Below are 23,212 nucleotides of genomic sequence, written 5' to 3' on the forward strand. Positions count from 1 at the left end.
TTAAGTATTAACCTAATTCAATAACGGAAACAGGTGCCTGCCGAAAGCTGCCTTAAGCTTCGGGGGTTAAAAGGGAAGATCGGTATGATGCCGACGCGGTCCCGCCACTGTAACGGATGAGTTCCCCGCAAGAAGAGTCACTGGCAGCATGAAGCTGTCGGGAAGACTGCCGGGAACGTGGACGCCGTAGCCAGGAGACCTGCCTGTTTCAACAGCACTGCAATACCTACGGGAGATAGGGAGGTGTTAGACGTTAGCCGTTCAAATGGACAGGCGTCTTTCCCCATGACTTTTTTCGGGAAAGACGCCTTTTTGCTGTACAGGGACATATTTCATTTTTAACAAAAATAGTATCAGAAGAGGAGAGATTCAGATGGCACAGGAGCTGAAAGTCAGTAATCTCGGATATCCGAGAATTGGCAGGAACCGTGAATGGAAAAAAACACTTGAGGCCTTCTGGACCGGGAGTCTGGACGAAGAAGGTTTCTTTGCAGAGATGGCTGCCATACAGCTTCAGACCTTACGTATTCAGCAGGAAGCCGGCATTGATCTGATTCCGGTGAATGACTTTACCTTTTACGACCACATGCTGGATATGGCAGTAATGCTCGGAATTATTCCGGAACGATACGGATATACCGGTGGTGAGGTGAGCCTTGAGCTGTATTTTTCCATGGCCCGGGGAAGTAAAGAAGCAGCCGCTTGTGAGATGACGAAGTGGTTCAATACCAACTATCATTATATCGTTCCTGAGCTTGGCAGCCTTCAGCCGCAATTGACTGTGAATAAACCGCTGGATGCTTACCGGTTCGCTAAAACGCAGGCGGGAATTGAAGGTAAGCCTGTAATCGTTGGACTGTTCACTTTCTTGAAGCTCTCCAAAGGATATGCACCAACTGATATCGGGAAGATCTGCAGAAGATTTCTTCCGGTATATGTGCAGCTGCTGCAGGAACTTGAGCAGGAAGGTGTAACGTGGGTACAAGTGGATGAGCCAGCGATAGTTACCGGACTAAACTCGGAGGATCTTGAACTGCTGCAGACGATTTACACAGAGATATCACACTCGGTTCCAGGGCTAAACCTTATGCTGCAGACTTATTTTGAATCTGCAGAACCACTGGAAGAACTGCTGAAGCTTCCGGTGCAGGGGATCGGGCTTGACTTTGTACATGACGGTGGTGCTAATCTTGAGGCCCTGTTGAGAATCAGTTGGCCGGAAGACAAATGGCTGGGGGCTGGCATTATCGATGGGCGCAGCATCTGGCGGTCTGATCTGGATGCCAAGCTGCTGCTGGTAGAGAAGCTGGCGAGTGTTGTCGATCCACAGCGACTGATTCTACAGCCTTCGTGCAGTCTGTTGCATGTGCCGGTAACGGTGAAGGGTGAGACCAAGCTGAAGCAGGTTCTGCGGGGTGCACTGGCCTTTGCCGAAGAGAAGCTGGCTGAACTTACACTTGTGGCTACAGCATTCGGATCTGAACCCGGGATTTATGCCGCTTCATTTCAGGATAGCCGGGATGCATTGGCTGTCTTCCGCGCCCTGCCCGAACGGGCCAACGCGGAGGTGGCGAAAGAGGTGCGAAGCCTGGAGAATCTCCCGGACGGCCGAAGCCTGCCTTATGCTGAACGGCTGATGGTCCAGAAGGAGAAATGGAAGCTCCCGCTGCTTCCAACGACAACCATAGGAAGCTTCCCACAGACACCGGAGGTCCGGCAGGCTCGCCTGAAATGGCGGAAAGGTATCTGGAACCAGCAGCGGTATGATGGATTTATCCGCCAGCAGATCGCAGACGCTATTGCCCTGCAGGAAAAGCTTGGGCTGGATGTCCTGGTGCATGGGGAATTTGAACGGACGGATATGGTTGAATTTTTCGGGGAACAGCTCGGCGGTTATCTTTTTACTCAAGGCGGCTGGGTGCAGTCCTACGGCTCACGCTGCGTGAAGCCTCCCGTTATTTACGGTGATATTACCTTCACTAAGCCCATGACGGTAAATGAAAGTGTCTACGCCCAATCACTGACCACACTACCCGTGAAGGGTATGCTCACCGGACCGGTTACAATCCTTAATTGGTCCTTTGTGCGGGATGATCTGAGCCGGGAGGAAGTAGCTAACCAGATTGCGCTTGCACTGCGTCGGGAGGTGCAGGCTCTGGAGGATGCCGGTATATTGATGATCCAAGTGGATGAACCGGCGTTAAGAGAAGGTCTGCCGCTGAAAGCACGATATCACGCACATTATCTCAACTGGGCAGTGAGATCTTTCCGGATTGCAACCAATTCAGTCAAAGCGACGACACAGATTCATACACATATGTGCTATAGCGAATTTAACGAGATGATCGGCCCGATTTCGGACATGGATGCCGATGTCATCTCGATTGAGACTTCACGCAGCCATGGTGAATTAATCGCCGGATTTGAAGAACAGGGATATGACAAGGGCATTGGCCTTGGCGTATATGATATTCACAGCCCACGTGTTCCGGAAGCCGAGGAGATGGCGGCGAATATTGAGCGGGCGCTGCGGGTGCTGAGACCGGAGCAGTTCTGGATCAATCCGGATTGCGGCCTGAAGACAAGGGGCTGGAAAGAGACGGAGGCGGCACTGCGGAATATGGTGCAGGCTGCGGTCATCGCCAGAGAGAAAGTTGCGGCAGTAAGTAATTAATCCTTGATAATCATTCTCACTGTTGATAAAATGAGGATAAGAAAAGAAGGAACCGTGGAGGGTCCCTTCCCATCTATTTCTTATTTACTCGCTTCAAGTGCGCTGTGAAAAGCGACTAAGATGGAATCGGCGCTGCATCTGTTCTCTTCAGCCCAGTGTGAACAAGAGCTTACTTCGCATACTACGTCTTTTGCCATTAGGGTTCACCTCCCTTATTCAGTTGGCGGCATAAATAGCGTTGGACAAGGTGGAGCTTGTCCAACAATGATGTACCCTCATTTCTTCGGAAATGAGGGTATTTCTATGCAACCATCTATTTCCAATTAAATTAAATGAAGCGTTTTCAATCAATTGAGTTCATCTGATAATTAGAGAAATTTTGGATTCCCTAGCGCAACCTTCCAGCAGCTGGAAACGTCTAAATATCAAATGCCGGGCGCTCATACAAAGATAGAAGACTCCGGCAGAGGTTTCATACGCTCTTATTATTTAATGACGGCTGAGATGGTTAAAATCAGGGGAGGTCAAGAAATGAGAAGATGGGGTCTGTATGGATTAAGTGTGCTGGTATTGGCTATGATTCTGCTGTCGGGTTGCGGTAGCGGGGACGATAATAACGCAGATGCGAATTATGCTGCAAGCAACGGCGCTGACTTTGGTGCAGCGGAAAAAGCGATGGCGAATACCACGGATATGATGGTTTCAGGAGGAGTAGTGGAAACAACTTCAGCGCAAGAGGCTCCCGCAGCACAGGCCGATGGTAAAAGTAAAGGCGGAGGTCAGGATGCCACAGCCGTTGATGCGGCAACGAATAATAATAACATCGGTGCCGGATTTACCGGAAGCGACGTGGTGGCGGGACTAAACAAGAAGCTGATCTACAAAGCCAATCTGAACATGGAAGTTGAAGAGTATGGGAAGGCCCAGACTGAAGTGCGTAATCTGGTAACGTTGGCCGGGGGCTATATTATTGAATTTACCGAGAATATGTCTGAATACGAGCAGGGAGGCACGTTTATCCTGAAGGTTCCGGCTTCCGGATTCTCTCCGTTCCTGAATAACCTGGAGAAGGTGAAGCATGAATCGCTGCAGCGCAGCATCCAGGGACAGGATGTATCGGAGGAATATGTGGATCTGGAATCGCGCCTCAAAGCTAAAGTGCTTATGGAAATCCAATATACCGAATTTATGAAAAAAGCAACCAAATCGAGCGATCTTGTCGCGTTTGCGAATGAGCTCGGCACCATTCAGGAGTCCATTGAGCAGATCAAGGGCAGAATGCGTTATATTGACCAGAATGTCTCCTTCTCTACGGTGGAGCTTCGTTTATACCAGACCGATGAAAGTGTGAGAGCGGAGAAAAAGATAGAGCAGGGGCCACTCATGGAGCGGGCGTCTGATGCGCTAAATGGAAGCTTAAATGTGTTATCCACACTGTTTCAGTGGCTGGTTGTAATTCTGGCTGCAGCACTGCCTGTATTGATCGGGGCTGCAATGATCTTCGCAATCGTGCTCTTAGTCCGGAAAAATACACGCACCCGCAGAGGACACCGGGATGAGCACTCGCGTCAAATCCGGCAGGCCAACCGTAATCAGGATGTAACGAATGTGGAAGCGGATGAAGAAGACTCAGGAGAAAAATAAACCGCAGGCATACAATAATGCGGAAGTTGCTTCATAGTATGTTGAATATGAACTAAAACAATCGCCCTTTGGAATGGATGGCCTCAGCCTCCATTATTCAAAGGGCGATTGTTGATTTGACGAGACTTGAAGTGATAACCTGCTAAGTGCTAAGTAATGAGGTGTTCACCAGGAGAGTCTTCCAGTTCAAGCTCTTCTCACGAGCGGAGGCAGCGAACTCTGTTTAAGCATGCTGGAAGAGCACGCGGTATTCCCCGTAGCCTTCTTTCTCGAGGTCTTCCCTAGGAACAAACCGCAGAGCGGCAGAATTAATGCAGTACCTTAGCCCGTTCGGTCCCGGGCCGTCATTGAAGACATGGCCGAGATGGGAGTCCGCCTCTTTGCTCCGCACCTCAGTGCGCACCATTAGGTGGCTGAGGTCCGTTTTTTCCTTCACGGCATAATCCCTGATCGGACGGGTGAAGCTGGGCCAGCCGCAGCCGGAATCGTATTTATCCTGTGAGCTGAACAGGGGTTCACCGGACACAATATCCACGTAAATTCCTTCTCCATGATGGTCCCAGAAGTCATTGCGGAACGGAGATTCCGTGGCATTGTTCTGGGTGACCTCGTATTGAAGGGGAGTCAATCGTTCCTTCAGGCTTTGTTTATTCTCTTTGTGTGACCAGTGATTCTCAATAAAAGCATCCCGTCCTGATCCCTTGCGGTACCGTTTATAATGCGCCGGATTCTTGTGATGATAACCCTGGTGATACTCCTCCGCGCGGTAAAATGGTTTCGCCGGGAGAATGGGTGTCACGATCGGCTTATTGAACCGTCCGCTCGCTTCCAGAGCAGCCTTGGATGCCTCGGCTTGCTCGCGCTGCTCATCGGAGTGTGTGAAAATTGCAGTCCCATAGGAGGTTCCGCGGTCATAGAACTGGCCGCCGGCATCTGTCGGATCAATCTGCTGCCAGAATAGTTCCAGCAGCTTATTGTATGGAAATATATCCGGATTGAAGGTAATCTGTACAGCTTCTACATGTCCTGTGGTTTCGGAACATACCTCTTCATAGGTAGGATTAACGGTATGTCCGCCCGTATATCCGGACACCACCTCGATAATGCCCGGCAGCTCCTCAAAGGGGGAGACCATGCACCAGAAACATCCGCCTGCAAAAGTTGCTTGTTCGGTCCGCACCGCAGAATTACTTGCAGTATTGTCGCTCACTGATATCCCTCCGCTTTAAAATTAATTAATCACAATTTAATTATATAAGATGAACCTGAGAATGAAAAGCTAACGAACATTCTCAGGTTCACGTTCTGCGCGCCGCTTCATTCGACGGGTTTCGGTGATGTTTTGCGGACGGCCAGCCAGGCCAGTCCCAGCACTATCAGGTAGAGCACAATGGCAGCGGCAGATTTACCCGGATGCTGAAGCAGATTATCTCCAAGGAATGCGAACAAGGCGATGCCCGGAATTTTTCCGAGCGCTGTAGCGAGAAGAAAGCTCATGAAAGGCAAGCCCGCAGCTCCCGCATATGCGTTAACCGCAGCTTGAGGAATAACAGGGATCAGCCTCGCCACAACGATGGATATAAAAGGACGCTTCTCCACGGCATAGGTGAATTTGGCGAGGGCCGGCAGCTGTTCCAGATATCTTCTGGCTTTGTCCTGAAACAAATATTTGAAGCTGCCGAACATCAGCACAGCCGCCAGCGTGGTAGCCATCCAACAGATCAGCGTCCCTCCCAGGCTGCCATATACATATCCGAACAGACCTATAACTGCCTTATAGGGAACTACTGGAAACATGGCCAGCAGCGTAGCTGCGGCGAACGAAAGAACAAAGTTGTTGCCATGCCTCATCCAGTCGAGCAGAGTATATCTGTAGATAAACGCGGCGGCCATTCCCGAAACATAAAGTGCCACCAGCAGCCATTTTCTCATTTTAATATGCCCCTTTAATCCATTTCACCCATCATACTGAAAAAAAGATCATAATTGAAGCAAAGATCATTTCTCACCGGGCAGTGTCAGGTTATAATAGCATGATATACGGGTCTTGAGGGGTTGAAAACATTGAAGGATATAAAGCGAAAAAGAATCGCTATGGTCGGACTTGGCGATATTGCCCGCAAGGTATACTTGCCGCTGCTCTCGCGACACGATGATGCAGAGGTAGTCGGTGTCCTTAGCAGCTCTTCGTCCACTGTACAGGGAGCAGTGAGCTCTTACCGGTTCCCCAAGGGAACGACTGACCTGAACGAGCTGTTGTCCTGGGATTTGGACGCAGTATTTGTACACAGTCCAACCCCGACTCACTATGATATTGTTACGAAATGCCTGGAGGGCGGAGTCGCGGTATATGTAGACAAGCCCCTCTCCTATAATCTAGAGGAGTCCCGGCGTTTAGCGGAGCTTGCGCTGGAGAAGAACCTGCTCCTTGCTGTCGGCTTTAACCGCCGGTTTGCCCCGCTGTACACTGCGGCCAAGGTATGGCTGGAGAAAGCCGGAGGCATCAGCTGGTGCGGAGCGATCAAACATCGTACCAAGCTGCAAAAAGGCACCAGCCGTGAAACTGTGCACGATGACCTCATTCATATGCTTGATCTGCTGCTCTGGTTATGCGGTGGCGACTATGAACTGCTTCGTGGCAGTCTCCGCAGTAATGATGAAGGCCATCTGCTTCAGGCATCAGGCATGCTGGGCTGGCCAAGCGGCGCTTCCGGCATGTATAGCATGGTCCGAGATGCTGGTGCGGATCTGGAGAAGCTGGAGCTCCACGGCAGCGGCAGATCTGTTGAGGTAACTGATATGGAGAGGGCTGTACTCTATGAGCAAGGCGCATTACCGCGAACCCAAGGCTTCGGCAGTTGGGATACGGTACTGGAACGCAGGGGCTTCAGCGGTGTGGTGAACCATTTTCTTAAAACATTGGATACACCCGATGCCTGCTCCATTTCGGCGGCAGCCGTATTGCCGAGCCATGTGCTTGCTTCAGCGCTGACCGATTAATTCAGAGGGAGGAAACATCATGGATGATTACGAATACCGTAAATCGGTAGAAGAGCAGATTGTCGAAAGCTACAAGCGTGATGAAGAGATGATGATTCTGGTATTTGCGCAATGGTGCGTGAACAATGCTCTGGATCCTGAAACTTTATATTTGCAGGCTTATCCGCAGCAGGCAGGCAATGAAGCGCTGCGCAAAGCACTTGAGCTGACCGTATCTCCGGAAGAATCGGGCTTTATCTCGAATGATACGGTATTAGGCGTTCTCTCTCTGTACAATAATGATGATTTGGCTTTTGTAGTTACCGAAGCGATTGATCATAAATCGCGCAGTGAAAAATGAGATTGACAGCATGGATATAATAGAAATGGCTGATGAAACTTTTTTTACAATTACCAATGTTCATCAGGGATAAAGTGTGCTAAAATTATATATACTAACTAAATGTAAGTTTTGCTTAGTGAGAGGTGAGAAAAATGGAAGAACATCAGATTACGATGTGTCCCCGGTTCGAATCGGCCTTCTCCTTTTTAGGTAAACGATGGAACGGCCTTATTATTCAGACCTTGATGAGCGGACCAAAGCGATTCAAAGACATCTCCGGTTTAATTCCCTCGATGAGTGATAAGATGCTGTCTGAGCGGATGAAGGATTTGGAAGTAGAAGGTATTCTGGTTCGACACGTATATCCGGAAACACCGGTACGCATTGAATATGATTTGACAGACAAAGGCCGTGCGCTGGAGCCTGTGATGCAGCAGATTCAGTCTTGGGCTGAAAGCTGGGTCAAATAATTCGCCGGAGTAACTCCTCCGAGCAGGGGCCGCCCCACAACTAGAAATGGTTGCTGGGGTGGTCTTTTTATTTTTTATAGCAGGTAAACTGGATGATCGACATTCTTAATATATCATGATATATTATTATGTGTAATCCCGATATTTGATAGTCAGGAGATAATGATCGTCATGAGCGAACCGACCTCTTCCAAGCCAATGTACGAGAAGATATTTGATGAAGTGAAGGAGAGCATTCTTACTCAAGCCTACAAGCTTGGGGAACGGGTCCCTTCCGAGAAGGAATTGGCTGAAACCTATAATGTAAGCCGTATTACCAGCAAGAAGGCGCTGGAGCTTCTCGCTGCGGAGCGCTTGATTATCCGGAAGCCGGGCAGAGGTTCCTTTGTAGCCGATCCGGCACACGAGCCCGCGGATTCACCGTCAGGAGCATCATCTTCGTTCGCATCGATCAATGCAGAAGAGAAGACGATAGGACTTATTATTACGGACTTTGGCAACAGCTACGGAACCGGTTTGATCTACGGGATGGAGCAGGCTTCACGCGATAATGACTGCTTTCTGGTGCTGCGGAGAACCTTTGGCATACCGGAGAATGAGGAACAATCCATTCAGAAGCTGCTAAACCTGGGAGTGGACGGATTGATTGTGTTCCCGGCTCAGGGTGAATATTTTAACGCGGAAATTCTGAAGCTTGTCATTGGCCGATTCCCGCTTGTACTGGTGGACCGGCATCTAAAAGGTGTGGCAGCAGCATCGATTAGTTCGAATAACCTGCAGGCTGCACTTGAAGCAACAGAATATCTGTTTGATCTGGGGCATACCCATATTTCGTTTCTTTCGCCTCCCCCTACGGATACGACCGCGGTGGAAGACCGTATCGAAGGTTTCATTGAAGCACATGCCCGCAGAGGCATTATGGTTGATAAGGGACTTTGGGTAAGCGATCTGACTTCTACACTCCCTAAGCTGTTTAACGCGGATAATATTGAGCGCGACATCTCACGGCTGATTTCTCATCTGGAGAGTCATCCTTCGATTACAGCGCTGTTTGCGATTGAATATAACATTGCACTGCTGGCTAAGACGGCGGTAGAGCGACTAGGACTGAGGATACCCGAAGATATATCGATTATATGCTTCGACAGTCCGCCGACTCATCTTGGAGGAGGCTATTCCTTTACTCATATGCGTCAGAATGAGGAGGAAATGGGACGTATCGCAGTCGAGAATGTGCTTAGAATTATGGATGGACAGTCTGTCCCCAATAAGGTAATGCTGGAAGCCGAGCTTATTCCCGGGAACTCTACAGGGCCCGCCAATTCATCCAGACGGCTCTAACACGAGAACCCATTCGGTAGGATGGGTTTTTTGCTGTTCTATTGTAGAGCAAAAAACTGAGATGACGCGTAGAAAATGATATATTATTATTTGTAATTTACATATTGACATATTAATTGCATACCAATATACTAAGTTCATGAAAGCGCTTTATATAAAACGTGGAAAGGGAGGTTACTCCTACTGAAAGCCATGAAGAGAATACCTGATTCCATGCAGCAACTGTCAGCGCATTTAAGAGTGAGGCTTGGGGATCGGTCGAAGCTTGCGGACATGTTTGAACAGTGTATGCTGAATACCTGGAATACCACGATTCATCAGAGCCTGGACGGAACGACTTTTGTGATTACCGGAGATATTCCGGCCATGTGGCTGCGGGACTCTGCCGCTCAGGTCCGGCCGTTCCTGACGCTCGCCGGAGATGACGAAGAAATTGCCGGCATGATCGAAGGATTGATAGCACGCCAATTTGCTTATATTGACCATGATGCATACGCGAATGCTTTTAACGAAGAGGAGAATGGACAGGGCCATCAGAATGATCTGACTGCAATGAGTCCCTGGATATGGGAACGGAAATATGAAATTGATTCCTTGTGTTATCCCATCCAGCTTAGCTATCTGCTCTGGAAGAATACCGGCCGAACTTCTCAGTTTAATCAGACATTTATAGCTGGGGTTAAGCGGATAATCGAATTATGGACCCTTGAACAAAACCACGAAAGCGACTCCGGATATCGATTTCAGCGGCTGGACGGTGCGCTTACGGATACATTGCCAAGGGATGGGAAAGGAAGTCTTACCTCGTATACAGGAATGACCTGGTCCGGGTTCCGTCCAAGCGATGACGCCTGCAAATACGGATATCTGATCCCTGCAAATATGTTCGCCGTGGTTGTTCTGCGGTATGTCTGCGAAATTGCCCGCGATGTACTGGGTGATTCTGAAATGGAGAAATCAGCGCAGGTTCTTGCCGGGCAGATCGATGAAGGAATCCGGCGGTATGGTATCGTGCAGCATCCAGAGTTTGGAGCTGTGTATGCCTATGAGGTTGATGGCCTCGGGGGCGTTAACCTGATGGATGATGCTAATGTCCCCAGCCTGCTCTCCATTCCATATCTGGGGTATGTGTCTGCAGAGGATGTGGTGTACCAGAATACAAGGAGGCTTATCCTGAGCCAGGCCAATCCCTACTACTACACGGGCAAGGCAGCTGCAGGCATCGGAAGTCCCCACACGCCGGACCATTACATCTGGCCCATCGCCTTGGCGGTCCAGGGAATGACCTCACTTGATGAGAAGGAGCAGGAAGCTCTGATTGAACTTCTGGAGAAGACCGATGCCGGAACAGGCTTTATGCATGAAGGCTTTCATGCAGATGAACCCGGTGAGTATACGCGCCCGTGGTTCTCCTGGGCCAATATGATGTTCTGCGAGCTTTTGCTTATGCACTGTGGAATTAGAGTGAAGACAAACTGATCCTTACCTGAAATACCAAACAAACCATTAGATTTAGGGGGATGAAGCAATGAGAAAATGGTTGGTCACGACACTGGCAATGGTGATGATTGCCGTTCTGGCAGCAGGCTGCAGCGGGAATTCAGGGAATTCAGGAGATGCCGGTAATGCGGGGAACAGTGATACTGCGAATAGTGGAGAAACCAAGGAGAGCAACGGCAAGAAGACGGAGCTCACCTTCTGGGGAGACTGGGGTGGCGAAGGCCAGAAGCAATTCGAAACGATGGTTGATGCTTTTAACAAATCACAGGATAAAATCCATGTTAAATATGTGCTGCAGCAGGATATGATCACGAAATTCCTGACCGCTGCAACCAATGGCGGCGCTCCTGACATCCTGTTCTGGGACCGCTGGCGGACTTCGCTGTATGCGCCGAAGAATGTGCTGCATCCAGTGGACGAATATTTAACCCGTGACGGAATATCCAAAGATGATTTTTACAGCGAATCACTTACAGAGCTATCCTATGACAATAAATTATACGGACTTCCGCTTACAGTAGATGCACGCGCACTCTTTTACAATAAGAAACTGCTGGCCGATGCCGGACTTCAGCCTCCGACAACGTGGGATGAGCTGGAGGCAGCTGCCGCTAAATTGACAAAATGGAACGGGAATAAACTGGAGGTTGCAGGCTTCTCCATGGCTGACTTGGGCCTCTTTAATATGTATCTCCAGCAGGCCGGAGGCACAATGCTCACTGAAGACGGGAAGACCAACTTTAATAATGAACAGGGCAAGCAGGTTCTGGAGTTCTGGGACCGCCTGATGAATAAAGACAAAGTATACAAGGTTGGTTTTGAACAAGGGCTTGGTGAAGGACAGGATGCTTTTGTAACCGGTAAGGTAGCCATGCTCTATTCCGGACCGTGGATGCTCAGCACCTACAATAAATACGGCAAAGATCTGGATTATGGCATCGTTCCTCCTCCATCGGGTCCGAGCGGCGACAAAGGCAGCGTAATGGGCGGCTTTGGTCTGGTCATTCCGGAAGGCTCGAAGCATCATGACGAGGCCTGGGAATTCATTAAATGGTGGACAGCCAACAAAGATAACGCACTCCTCTGGGCGAAGACCAGCTTAAATCTTCCAGGCTTCAAGCCGTCCATGGAAGATCCGTTCTTCCAGGATGACCCGCAGTGGAAGCCTTTCCTGGATACCCTGGAATTCGCCAAGATCCGTCCTGCGCACCCCGGCTATTCCGTGATGGAGACAGACGCGCTGGCACCGAATCTCCAGCTTAACCAGCAGAACAAGCAGAGTATTGAGGATACGTTGAAAAAAGCGCAGGAGCAAGGGGATAAGATGCTGAAGGATAATGAAATTGTGAAGTAGGTTCACATTGAGCGACAGGGAGGCCCCGCCTCCCCGTTGCCATGAATACGTGCGGGGAGAATGAGGGGGAGTTCTGATGGCTTCCGTTAGAAGAGTGGCAAAGCACGAGGCGCGGACGGCTTATATGTTCATTACGCCCACGGTGCTGCTGTTTGCAGTGTTTACAGTTATTCCGGTAGTAATGGCCTTGTATCTGAGCTTTACCAATTATGATGTCCTCAGCAGAAATGACTGGATCGGATTTGATAACTACCGCCGTTTGATTGAGGATGACCTTCTGTGGAAAACATTCCGCAACGTGTTCTTGTATGCGGTGATTTTTGTACCGTTGAATATTCTGATCTCCCTGCTGCTTGCAGTGCTGTTAAGCCGGGCATGGCGCGGGGTGAAATGGTTCCGTACATTCTATTATCTGCCGACGCTTACCTCTGCCGTTGCAGCGGCAACTGTATGGATTTGGCTGCTGCATCCGGAATTCGGGCTGGTGAACGGCCTGCTGTCCTATGTTGGAATTACCGGTCCGGCCTGGCTGTCCCAGACGAACACGGCGATGCTGTCTATCGTAATGCTTACCTTATGGCAGTCAGTCGGCTCCAATATGATTATATATCTGGCGGGTCTGCAGGGAGTTCCGGATTATCTGTATGAATCGGCACGGCTGGATGGCGCGAACAAGCTGGATTGCTTCCGGTTTATTACATGGCCGCAGCTTCGTCCGACCACATTCCTGGTTAGTACGATGGCGATCATCGGTGCGCTGCAACTGTTCGACCAGGCTTTTGTGCTGACTCAGGGTGGTCCGGCCAATGTGACCAAGACACCCGTCTATCTGATCTACCAGCAGGGCTTTAACCAGCTGCAGATGGGCTACGCCTCGGCGCAGGCTTTTGTGCTGGCCATGGCGATACTGATCTTCTCGCTGATTAATATGCGGGTTTCTAAGGCCGAGGAGTCAATCGTATAAAGGATATTGCCCTGGAAAAGGAGGCTCACAGGAATGGGTGTTAATGGCGGTTCCGTTTGGAAGAGAGGCTTGAATAAAGCAGTTTTTTATATCGTGTGCATTATTATTGCCGTTGTAATGTTTCTGCCGTTCTACTGGAGCGTACTCACTTCGCTGAAACCGGATGACGAGATTTTCGCCATGCCGATCCGGTGGTTCCCTGATCATATTACCTTTGAACACTATCACAAGGCGTTTACGACCGTACCGTTCGGCTTGTTCTTCTGGAATTCGCTGGTACTTGCCATGGCGGGAGTGCTTGCTAATTTATTTTTCGGCTCGCTCAGCGGCTATGCCTTTGCGAAGCTCAGATTCAGGCTGAACAAACCGATCTTCCGCGTGCTGCTGGCTGCGATGATGATTCCCGGGATTGTCACGATGATTCCGACAGTATACGTGCTTCGGCATATTCCGTTTGCGGGAGGCAACGACCTGCTCGGGAGCGGGGGCAATGGTCTGATGAATTCCTTCTGGGGCATTATTCTCCCGGGAGCTTCGGGGACTTTCGCCGTGTTCTTCATGCGGCAGTTCTTCCTTACGCTGCCCAGCGACATGATGGAGATGGCCCGGATTGAAGGCTGCGGGGAGTTCAAAATCTTCTGGCGTATCTATCTGCCGCTCACCAAACCGGCACTTGCGACGTTAAGCATCTTCACCTTTCAGGCCGGATGGAACGGTTTCTTATGGCCGATGATCGTGCTGAATGATCCGGATAAGGCAACGATCCAGATGGGGCTTCAGGCGTTCTCGTATAATTTTCAAACCGATTACGGTCCGATGATGGCAGGAGCACTGGTGGCTATTCTGCCGATTCTGGTGTTATTCCTGGCGCTACAGCGTTATTTTGTACAGGGGATTGCGTTTAGCGGCATTAAAAATTAAACAGCCGAGAGAAACGGCAGATCAGATAAGGGAGAGACGCCATATGAAGCCATTGGAGCTGGATACATGGGAGGAGCGGGCGAAGCGGGTGCAGGATACGCTGGATGTTCTATTCTGGAATGAACCGCTCGGCATGTATAACATTGAATACCCTTGTCCCGGCGGGGAGTGCAACACGATTTTTCATTATTGGTGGATGGCTCATGCGGTTGATGTATTGGTGGACGGTCTGCTGCGGAGCAGAGAAGGCCACTATACGGAACGCCTTGCCGCTATTCATGAAGGTCTGCTTCGCCGCAATAGCGGAGTGTGGCCGAATGAGCTGTATGACGATATGGAGTGGATGGCTCTGGCCTGGCTTCGCGCGTACCACGCTACCGGCAGGGAACTGTACAAGGAGACGGCATTCACCCTCTGGGAGGACATTAAAACCGGCTGGAATAGTCAAATGGGCGGAGGCATTGCCTGGCAGAAGTCACAACTGGACTATAAGAATACACCGGCTAATGCTCCTGCTGTGATTCTGGCATCACGCTTGTATCAGTCATTTGGCGATGAAGAGGACCTGAAATGGGCCCATAAGCTGTTCAATTGGCAGAAAGAGCATCTTGTTGATCCGGTGACCGGATTTGTGTGGGACGGTATGAACCGTGCCGGTGACGGATTGATCGACAAGGACTGGAAGTATACGTATAACCAAGGTGTTTATATCGGAGCTGCTGTGGAGATGTACCGGATAACCAAGGATCTCAACTATCTGGAGGATGCACGGAGAACTTTCGCAGCGGCGGTCCGGGAGCTTACAGCTCATCACCTTGGTATTCTGCCGGATGAAGGCACCGGGGACGGCGGTCTATTCAAAGGAATTCTGGTCCGCTATGCGGCTGAACTGGTGAAAGCCGATCCGGCTGCAGCGGAGTCGGAGGCTTTTCTGCGCCGGAATGCCGAAAGGCTATGGGAGAGCGGCAGGCTTGCGGAGGACGTCTTATTCGGAACGGATTGGACTATACCTCCTTCCGCTCCCGTGCAGCTCAGTTCCCAGCTCAGCGGGATGATGCTGCTTGAGCAGATGGCAGAACGAAGCCGTATGCAATCAACCCATGCCGCCCCGGAACGTAAGGGGTAATCTTATGGACAATAATCTCATCAGAACCCTTCCTGCAGGTGATTGGAGTTCCCGTGCTGACTGGATGCAGGAGAAGCTTTGGCAGAACTATTTTAACGAAGAGACCGGCATTATGAATCAATGGTTCCCCCGCGAATTCGTTAGGGAGGGCGATAACTTCTATTACTGGTGGCAGGCCCATGTCCTTGATGTTCTAATTGATGCTTATGAACGAACGCGGAACCCTGAATATGCTCTCCGCATCCTGAACCTGAGCCGCAGCCTGCACAGCTTCAATGGAGGAACCTTCTCCCATAATTACTATGACGATATGGAATGGACGGCACTTGCGCTGCTGCGGGCTTACCGGGCGACCGGAGAAGAAGAATACCTGAGCGCGGTGCTGGGGTTGTGGGCCGACATCAAGACTGCCTGGAATCACCATCTGGGCGGCGGAATGGCATGGAAGAAGGACCAGTTAGATTACAAGAACACTCCTGCCAATGCACCTGCAGCTATACTGGCCGCCCGGTTATACGGGATGTTTCAGAAGCAGGACGATCTGGATTGGGCTATGCGTATTTACGATTGGAATAAAACTAATCTGGTGGACCCCGAAACAGGTTTTGTATGGGACGGAAAGAACAGGCTTGGCGATGGCAGAATTGATTATGATTGGGAGTTCACCTACTGCCAGGGCGTATTTCTGGGTGCAGGTCTTGAATTGTACCGGGTAACAAAGGTAGAGAGTTATGCGGAAGATGCACTTCGGACGGCTGAAGCCTGCATCGATCGTCTATGTCATCCAAGTACTTTGCTGCTCCCTGATGAGGGAATTGATGACACGGGTTTATTTAAAGGTATCCTTATTCGTTACTTCGTATTGTTACTTCAGCATTTCCCCGGAAATATCCGGGTTCGCGAGGTCATTCTGTCCAATGTGGACGCCTTGTGGGACCGGGGGGTGAAAGAGCAGCAAGGGCTATGCGGCCCATCATGGGACCGAAAGCCGGAAATTCCGGTCCAGCTTAGTGTCCAGCTCAGCGGGTTGATGCTGCTTGAGGGTGCCGCGGCTCTTTAGACTAAATCGGATCATCTGAATATAACCCAATGAAGGCATGAAAGGGGACATCAACATGATTCCATGGAAAAAAATAGGATTATCGGCATTAGGCTGCCTGCTTGCCGTCACTTTATTATCGCCAGGTCCGGGGAGAAAGGCTGAGGCCTTCACCAGTTCCAATGCGGATGCAGCGATGACAGCGCTGGTCAATGTGTTCTATGATGCGTCAGCGAAATATTTTTATGTGAACAGCGATCATCTCATCCATTCCGAACATGCCTTTGGACCAAACGGAGGTTTATACACCGATTTCTGGTGGGAAGCGCAGCTGTGGGAGACTGTGATGGATGCTTATGAGCGCACGAACAGCACCACATACCGGACGATGATTGATGATATCTATGCGGGCTTTAATGCCAAATATCCGGACATGATGGCTAATCCGTTCAATGACGATTTAGGCTGGTGGGCGCTCGCCTGCTTAAGGGCGTACGAACTGACGGGTACCGTTGAATATCTGAACCGCGGTTCCTTCCTGTTCGATCAGATTTATGCGGAATGGGATACCAGCGCATATGGCGGAGGCATCTGGTGGAGAAGGGATGCGCATACGCCGGGTCAGGCGAATGCCCAGAAGAATATGGCGACAAATGCTCCGATGGTCATGACGGCGATCAAGCTAAAGAATGCGTACAACAATAATGCGTACTTGACCAAAGCAACCCAAATCTACAACTGGATTAAACCCAATCTGGTGAACGGCAGTAAGGTCAATGACCATATTGAAGGCACCGGAAGCGGAACGGTGAAGGATTGGGACTTCACGTACAATTACGGTACGTTCCTGGGTGCTGCAGTATCGCTGTATCAGGCCACCGGCACCGCGTCCTATCTCACGGATGCCAATAACGCAGCGCAGTATGTTGTGAACAAAATGGTCTCGGCACAGACGCTGATGTACGAGGGCGTCAATGATGCGCCAGGCTTTAAAATGGTCTTCGTCCGCAACCTGAACCGCCTGCGGGTGCAGGGCGGTCAATCGCAATATTTAAGCTTTCTCCAGCAGAATGCGACGCAGGCCTGGAACCACCGCCGGACTTCCGATCAAATCATCGGCAGCGACTGGCTCCGCCCGACGGGAGCAGCCTACGTCCAAAGCCTCACCGCAGCAGCAGGGGCTTCCATTCTGCAGCTTGTACCGGCTGACGGTTATACCGGTTATATTGCCGGGAACGGGGCGTATGAAGCAGAAAATGCCCAGCGGACGCTGGTCTCTGGAGGCGGTATGATCAATGAGAGCACGAATGCCGGTTATACCGGACGCGGTTATGTGGGCGGGTGGAACACGAGCGGAACCTCCATTGATTTCTATGTCAATCAGAATACGGCAGGTTCCAAGGCCATCACTATCCGTTATGCGGCAGGAGCCGGTAATGCATCCAGATATGTCAAAGTCAACGGGGTAACGATAGCTTCCAATCTCTTGTTCAATTCAACATCGGGCTGGAGTTCCTATGGAACAGTTACTGTAACGGTACCGCTGAATGCAGGTTCTAATACGATCCAGCTTGGTTTGGACAGCAGTCTGGGGAACAATAACTATCTCAACGTTGATTTGCTTAGCGGCTTGTAAATCTTCCTATCAACAGCCAGTCTCCGATATACAGAGACTGGCTGTTTTTCTTATAATTATTCAAAAAGACTTGCACTAACTCAGAACCTAATGTGTATAATAGAAAAAACAATTGTTCAAATTATGATGGAAACGTTTACCATGTGCATGTGGCCTGACAAAATAGTTCAGGAGGCGAGGGAAATGAAGACTACTCTATTTTCCAGGGAGATTACTTACGGGAAACAGGACGTTGCCGAATTGGAGCTCGCATCAGTGAAAGTTCAATACATCTACGATAAGACACTGCATATGCTGCATAACCACCTCCCGGAATTCCTGTGGGATGCCTGGATTGGTGTTCCTTACAGCATTATTTCCTCTCTATATAAAGGGGAGAATGACAGTGGAACCGTGTTTCAAAAATGGATTCAGGGACCGTCCGGCTGGAAATGCATTGGCTGTGAACGGCACTGCCTGGAATCCACTGATTTCCACGAAGGTGAAGGGAAGCAGCGTTCCTTCCGGTTCCATAACGGGAGAAGACAAAGCATGATGCTGCAGGCGGTGATTTGGTCCCTCTTCGAGAAGACGTTGCTGTTCCATCCGTTTCTGGGTGAAGAGCCGCTGTTTGATGGGGAGGAAATGGAGACAATCGCTAAGTATTTCGTGCCGACCTATATTACCGAGCATCGTTTCAGCGAACTCGCGAAGCCCTGTAAGGAATATAACGGCAGTAATGTGCGTGTTTATCAGGAGTGGGTATCTGCACCGGATCTTGTTCTTCAGTGGGAAGGCGGCTTGACGGAAGGAAGATGGATGACTGGCGTATATGTGAATGAAGCGCGTTTCTCCGGACTGGGCCCTTATCTGAAGGATGCTGAAGGCAAACGGACGTATATGCAGGCTTATGTTCAATAAAGAGATTTATTCTCAGTGATTAAAATCACTAGGCGGTCCTTCCGGCAGGGGTAAGGTGGAGGAGAAGAAGAAATTTGAACCCACCACCCAAGGAGGAACCAACATGGCCACGAAACAACCCATTTTTCATAGTGAAGCATTGGTAAGAGATATTGTGCTGCAATTCCCTAAATCCGCAGATTATTTCAAAGCGAATAAAATCGATTTCTGCTGCGGCGGAGCTAAACCGCTTGGTGAAGCTATCATTGAACGGGGGCTGGAGCAGGATGCAGTTCTGAGTGATCTGTATAAACTGCTTGAAGAGTATCCTGTTCTGGAGGAGGAAATGGTTTGGAATTCCGCGCCCTCCGCAGAGCTGATTAACCATATTGTTAACAAGCACCACCGCTATTTGCGTGAAGAGCTGCCGCTTATTGGCCAAAATGTAACCAAGGTCTTCCGTGTACATGGAGAAGATTCCCCGCATCTGGCAGAGCTGTACAAGCTGTTCCATCTTCTGAAAGAAGAGCTTCTGGAGCATACAGCCAAGGAAGAAGAAACGGAGTTTCCGAAGATTCTGAACTATATGGCCAGTCCAAGCGAAGAAGCACTCGCAGATCTGCGTGCAGGCCTGACCGATCTGGAAGGAGAGCATGATGCCGCCGGAGATATTTTGAAACAAATCCGCAAGATTACGGACGATTTCACTCCTCCAGCCCACGCTTGCACCACGTATCGCCTGACCTATGCGCGCCTTGAAGAGCTGGAAGGCATGACCTTTGAGCACGTGCATCTGGAGAATAACATTCTGTTCCCAAGATACCAGTAATTCACTGCTCTTGGATATAGAGCCCTATGGGGGCTCTTTTTTTCATGGGAATGGCTGAAGAATATTTGAGCATTAGGTCCTGCTTGGGGTATTCTAATAGTAGTGAATATTGGATACTACATAGGCCATGGGGATGGATTCTCTGCGGTTATAAATAAGGCGGTGCCGGAATGTCCACCAAGCTTTTGTGGCGGGGAATAGTAGGATTATTTATCATCATAGCAGTAAGCGGCTGTTCAGCCCGAACGGATTCCAATACTGTGGGGAACGCAGCGGCAGCTTCCGGAGGACCGTTTCTGTCATTTTATGTTGGAGACACCGAGTTTACCGGAGGGGCAGATAAGCTTCTAAGCGGAGCCTACAGAACAGGCATCACTTTACGTGATTTGCTGAGCAGCAGCGGGCTTGTTGAATTTGCCCAGGACGATAAGAGCATAGTCTCTGTTAACGGGGTGTCCTTTATGCAGGATATGGACTGGGAGCTTCAATTGGACGGAAAAAAACTGGAGCACGACGCATGGGATCATGTGGTAGATCCGGAGGATCACATCGGGCTGGTCGCATGGCCTTACGACAGCTCCAAGAACATACAATCGGTCATCTTATATGTGAACGGAGGAACAGAGCAACCGGAGATCAGTCACTCGTACATTATGCCTTTTACTGCGGATTCGTCAGTACGAAGCTTACTAGAAGAGTGTGGTTTCGTGAAGATATCCGAGGATAACAATAATGTGATAGAGGTTAAGGATTACGTCCTGCTTACGGATGAACAGTGGCGTGTGAAGGTTAACAAGAAGCTGCTCATGGAGAATGGAATGGATATGAAGCTTCGTCCCCAGGATGAAGTGGAGCTTGCTTTGACACTAAGATGAATAGTTACTCCATTGCCGGAATTTCCTCAGCAGCCCGCTGCGGGAATTCCGGCTTTTTGCTGCTTAGTGAAAGGTTTCACATTTATTGTGATTGCAATCACAAATGCAGTTCAAAATTGAAACGTATACTTTTCATAGATAAACAAGAAGAGATTCAATGAGCAGCAGTCCTAAGGAGGCACTTTAACCATGACATCGAATAAGGAAAAGCTAGTATTAATCGGCAACGGAATGGCAGGCGTAGGCACGATTGAACAGATTCTGAAGCTTGGTGGTTTATATGATATTACCGTGATCGGAAGCGAGCCTCACCCTAACTACAACCGGATTATGTTGTCTTATGTTCTTGAAGGCAGCAAAACTATGGAAGATATTGTTCTGAACAGCTTGAGTTGGTATGAGGACAATCACATTACTCTGCATCTCAATACGACAGTAACGCGAATCGATAGTGAGTCACAGCAAGTGATTACTGCGAACGGCCTCTCGATTCCATACGATAAAGTGATCATTGCCACCGGCTCCAATTCTTTTATCCTGCCTATACCAGGCAGCGACAAGGATGGTGTGGTAGGTTTCCGTGACATTGCGGATTGTGAGTCTATGCTGTCAGCGGCACAGCAGTATAAGAAGGCAGCTGTAATCGGCGGTGGGCTGCTGGGTCTGGAGGCTGCAAAAGGACTCGTGAATCTTGGAATGGACGTTACGGTAGTCCATCTGATGGAGGATTTGATGGAGCGGCAGCTGGACCGCAGCGCCTCCTCCATGCTTCAAGCTGAGCTTGAACGTCAAGGTGTGAAATTCGCTATGGGTAAGCAAACCGTGGAATTAACAGGTTCGCACCGGGTAGAAGGCTTGCGTTTCAGCGATGACAGCAGCCTGGAAGCCGAGTTCGTTGTGATGGCAGTGGGGATTAAGCCGAATGTGGCAGTAGCCAAAGACAGCGGCATCGAAGTGAACCGTGGAATCGTGGTCAATGATTACCTGCAGACCTCCATGGACAATGTGTATTCCGTAGGCGAATGCACCGAACACCGGGGAGTATGTTACGGCTTGGTAGCACCGCTGTTCGAGCAGGGAATGGTTCTGGCGAAACATCTGTGCGGAGTAGATTCGAATCCTTATGAAGGTTCTGTAGTTTCTACGAAGCTGAAGATTTCCGGAGTGGATGTATTCTCTGCCGGAGAATTCATTGAATCCTTTGAACATACTGTCATTTCCGCCAAAGATGAATGGAAGAGAACCTACAAGAAGATTTTGCTTAAAAACAACGTTATTGTCGGTGCGGTTCTCTTCGGGGACGTAACGGAATCGGCTAGCCTTCAAAAGCTGGTGAAGCAAGGGGCCGAAATGACGGACGAAATCTATGCAGAGGTTATGGGAACCGGCTGCTGCGGCAGCGGAGAGAAGAAGGGAATGTCTGTTGAAGCGATGGCGGACGAAGAGATCGTCTGCGGTTGCAACGGTGTAACTAAGAAGGCGATTGTGGATGCCGTTACTGAGAATGGCTTCACTACGGTAGATGAAATCAAAGCCTGCACAGGGGCTACCCGTTCCTGCGGCGGCTGTAAACCGGTGGTCGAGCAGATTCTGCAGTTTGTCCTCGGTGACAGCTTCCAGCAAAGTGAGAAACAGGGCATCTGCGGATGCACCTCGCTCAGCCGCGATGAGATCGTAGCCGAGATTGAAGCGAAGGGACTGTCAACGACTAAGGAAGTGATGAACGTCCTCGGTTGGAAGCAGGAAGAGGGCTGCTCCAAATGCCGTCCGGCAATCAATTACTATCTCGGCATGCTTCACCCGGATACCCATGAAGACGAGAAGGAATCCCGTTTCGTCAATGAAAGAATGGGCGCGAATATCCAGAAGGACGGAACCTATACGGTCATCCCGCGCATGTATGGCGGTGTAACGACTCCGGAGGATTTGAAGAAAATCGCTGATGTCTCGCTTAAATATGATGTGAAAGTCGTTAAAGTTACCGGCGGTCAGCGTCTGGATCTTATCGGCGTGAAGAAGGAAGACCTCCCTAAGGTGTGGGAAGAGCTGGATATGCCGTCCGGTTACGGTTATGCGAAATCGCTTCGCACGGTGAAGACTTGTGTCGGTTCGCAGTTCTGCCGCTTCGGTACACAGGATTCGATGGGCTTGGGAGCACTCATGGAGCGCAAATATGAACGCCTTGATTTCCCGGCCAAGTTCAAAATGGCGGTTAACGGTTGTCCGCGCAACTGTGCGGAATCCTGCACGAAGGATATTGGCATTGTAGGCAACGACGGAGGATGGGAAGTGTTCATCGGTGGAAATGGCGGAATTAAGCCGCGCATTGCTGACTCCTTCTGCAAAGTGAAAACGGACGAGGAATTAATCGAGGTATGCTCCGCTGTTATGCAGTATTACCGTGAAACCGGCATTTATCTGGAAAGAACTTCGGAATGGGTGGAACGTATGGGTCTTGAGAATATCCAGAACGTTATTCTAGGCGATGAAGCATTCCGTAAGGAACTGGCGGCACGGATTGATTTTGCCCTGACCCAGGTAACCGATCCTTGGAAAAAAATGCTGAATGACAACGACACCCGCACGGCCTTGTTTGAAGAAACACGCGTTTTTTAGTTAGATGAATCCAAAAGGAGAG

At 49.9% G+C, this 23,212-nt stretch carries 20 protein-coding genes and 1 riboswitch; of the genes, 17 read left to right on the top strand and 3 right to left on the bottom strand.

All coding sequences use genetic code 11. The annotated features are described in order from the left end of the window. Positions 1–14 precede the first annotated feature (14 nt). Positions 15–221, top strand: a riboswitch (cobalamin riboswitch). Between the two features lie 152 nt (positions 222–373). Beyond that, positions 374–2,674 carry a 5-methyltetrahydropteroyltriglutamate--homocysteine S-methyltransferase gene (gene metE, locus ACAN55_RS10545; protein ID WP_379131805.1) on the top strand — a complete coding sequence of 767 codons (2,301 nt, stop codon included), beginning with the start codon at positions 374–376 and terminating at the stop codon, positions 2,672–2,674. A gap of 80 nt (positions 2,675–2,754) precedes the next feature. Here the strand turns inward: metE and ACAN55_RS10550 are convergent, their stop codons facing one another. Further along, entirely contained in the window at positions 2,755–2,871 is a 117-nt protein-coding gene (locus tag ACAN55_RS10550) for a DUF1540 domain-containing protein (protein ID WP_379131808.1), read from the bottom strand. A gap of 334 nt (positions 2,872–3,205) precedes the next feature. Between ACAN55_RS10550 and ACAN55_RS10555 the strand changes: the two genes are divergently transcribed. Then, the gene (locus tag ACAN55_RS10555; RefSeq protein ID WP_379131810.1) at positions 3,206–4,318 is read left to right on the top strand and encodes a DUF4349 domain-containing protein; all 1,113 of its coding nucleotides are present in this window, start codon (positions 3,206–3,208) and stop codon (positions 4,316–4,318) included. Positions 4,319–4,541: 223 nt separating this feature from the next. On the opposite strand, the gene msrA is transcribed toward ACAN55_RS10555, so the two are convergent. Both msrA and ACAN55_RS10565 read right to left on the bottom strand, forming a co-directional pair. Continuing rightward, positions 4,542–5,528, bottom strand: coding sequence for a peptide-methionine (S)-S-oxide reductase MsrA (gene msrA / locus ACAN55_RS10560; protein ID WP_379131813.1), 987 nt, complete (start codon positions 5,526–5,528; stop codon positions 4,542–4,544). Positions 5,529–5,635: 107 nt separating this feature from the next. Next, positions 5,636–6,250, bottom strand: coding sequence for a TVP38/TMEM64 family protein (locus ACAN55_RS10565; RefSeq protein ID WP_379131815.1), 615 nt, complete (start codon positions 6,248–6,250; stop codon positions 5,636–5,638). A gap of 162 nt (positions 6,251–6,412) precedes the next feature. Between ACAN55_RS10565 and ACAN55_RS10570 the strand changes: the two genes are divergently transcribed. From ACAN55_RS10570 to nirB, 15 genes are all read left to right on the top strand, one after another. Next, entirely contained in the window at positions 6,413–7,318 is a 906-nt protein-coding gene (locus ACAN55_RS10570) for a Gfo/Idh/MocA family protein (protein ID WP_379131968.1), read from the top strand. A gap of 19 nt (positions 7,319–7,337) precedes the next feature. After that, positions 7,338–7,658, top strand: a complete 321-nt coding sequence (locus ACAN55_RS10575; protein WP_379131818.1) for a hypothetical protein — start codon at positions 7,338–7,340, stop codon at positions 7,656–7,658. Positions 7,659–7,792: 134 nt separating this feature from the next. Beyond that, positions 7,793–8,110 carry a winged helix-turn-helix transcriptional regulator gene (locus ACAN55_RS10580; protein WP_379131821.1) on the top strand — a complete coding sequence of 106 codons (318 nt, stop codon included), beginning with the start codon at positions 7,793–7,795 and terminating at the stop codon, positions 8,108–8,110. A gap of 171 nt (positions 8,111–8,281) precedes the next feature. Next, positions 8,282–9,451 (top strand): GntR family transcriptional regulator, encoded by a 1,170-nt coding sequence (locus ACAN55_RS10585; protein WP_379131824.1) that lies wholly within the window; start codon positions 8,282–8,284, stop codon positions 9,449–9,451. Between the two features lie 192 nt (positions 9,452–9,643). Continuing rightward, positions 9,644–10,930, top strand: a complete 1,287-nt coding sequence (locus tag ACAN55_RS10590; protein ID WP_379131827.1) for a glycoside hydrolase family 125 protein — start codon at positions 9,644–9,646, stop codon at positions 10,928–10,930. A gap of 49 nt (positions 10,931–10,979) precedes the next feature. Then, positions 10,980–12,305, top strand: coding sequence for an extracellular solute-binding protein (locus ACAN55_RS10595; protein WP_379131830.1), 1,326 nt, complete (start codon positions 10,980–10,982; stop codon positions 12,303–12,305). A 76-nt stretch (positions 12,306–12,381) separates the two neighbouring features. Beyond that, positions 12,382–13,269, top strand: a complete 888-nt coding sequence (locus ACAN55_RS10600; RefSeq protein ID WP_379131832.1) for a carbohydrate ABC transporter permease — start codon at positions 12,382–12,384, stop codon at positions 13,267–13,269. A gap of 33 nt (positions 13,270–13,302) precedes the next feature. Then, the gene (locus ACAN55_RS10605) at positions 13,303–14,190 is read left to right on the top strand and encodes a carbohydrate ABC transporter permease (RefSeq protein WP_379131834.1); all 888 of its coding nucleotides are present in this window, start codon (positions 13,303–13,305) and stop codon (positions 14,188–14,190) included. A gap of 43 nt (positions 14,191–14,233) precedes the next feature. Further along, entirely contained in the window at positions 14,234–15,316 is a 1,083-nt protein-coding gene (locus ACAN55_RS10610; protein WP_379131837.1) for a glycoside hydrolase family 76 protein, read from the top strand. 4 nt (positions 15,317–15,320) lie between these two features. Beyond that, positions 15,321–16,376 carry a glycoside hydrolase family 76 protein gene (locus tag ACAN55_RS10615; protein ID WP_379131840.1) on the top strand — a complete coding sequence of 352 codons (1,056 nt, stop codon included), beginning with the start codon at positions 15,321–15,323 and terminating at the stop codon, positions 16,374–16,376. A 55-nt stretch (positions 16,377–16,431) separates the two neighbouring features. Beyond that, positions 16,432–17,991, top strand: a complete 1,560-nt coding sequence (locus ACAN55_RS10620; protein ID WP_379131843.1) for a glycoside hydrolase family 76 protein — start codon at positions 16,432–16,434, stop codon at positions 17,989–17,991. A gap of 183 nt (positions 17,992–18,174) precedes the next feature. Further along, positions 18,175–18,891 carry a hypothetical protein gene (locus tag ACAN55_RS10625; protein ID WP_379131845.1) on the top strand — a complete coding sequence of 239 codons (717 nt, stop codon included), beginning with the start codon at positions 18,175–18,177 and terminating at the stop codon, positions 18,889–18,891. Positions 18,892–18,994: 103 nt separating this feature from the next. Then, positions 18,995–19,699 carry an iron-sulfur cluster repair di-iron protein gene (gene ric / locus ACAN55_RS10630; RefSeq protein WP_379131847.1) on the top strand — a complete coding sequence of 235 codons (705 nt, stop codon included), beginning with the start codon at positions 18,995–18,997 and terminating at the stop codon, positions 19,697–19,699. 170 nt (positions 19,700–19,869) lie between these two features. After that, entirely contained in the window at positions 19,870–20,574 is a 705-nt protein-coding gene (locus ACAN55_RS10635) for a hypothetical protein (RefSeq protein ID WP_379131849.1), read from the top strand. A 189-nt stretch (positions 20,575–20,763) separates the two neighbouring features. Further along, positions 20,764–23,190 carry a nitrite reductase large subunit NirB gene (gene nirB, locus ACAN55_RS10640; RefSeq protein ID WP_379131852.1) on the top strand — a complete coding sequence of 809 codons (2,427 nt, stop codon included), beginning with the start codon at positions 20,764–20,766 and terminating at the stop codon, positions 23,188–23,190. The last annotated feature ends 22 nt before the right edge of the window (positions 23,191–23,212 follow it).

Origin of the sequence: Paenibacillus oryziterrae (genome assembly GCF_042610485.1) — a bacterium.
Taxonomy (GTDB): domain Bacteria; phylum Bacillota; class Bacilli; order Paenibacillales; family Paenibacillaceae; genus Paenibacillus_AQ.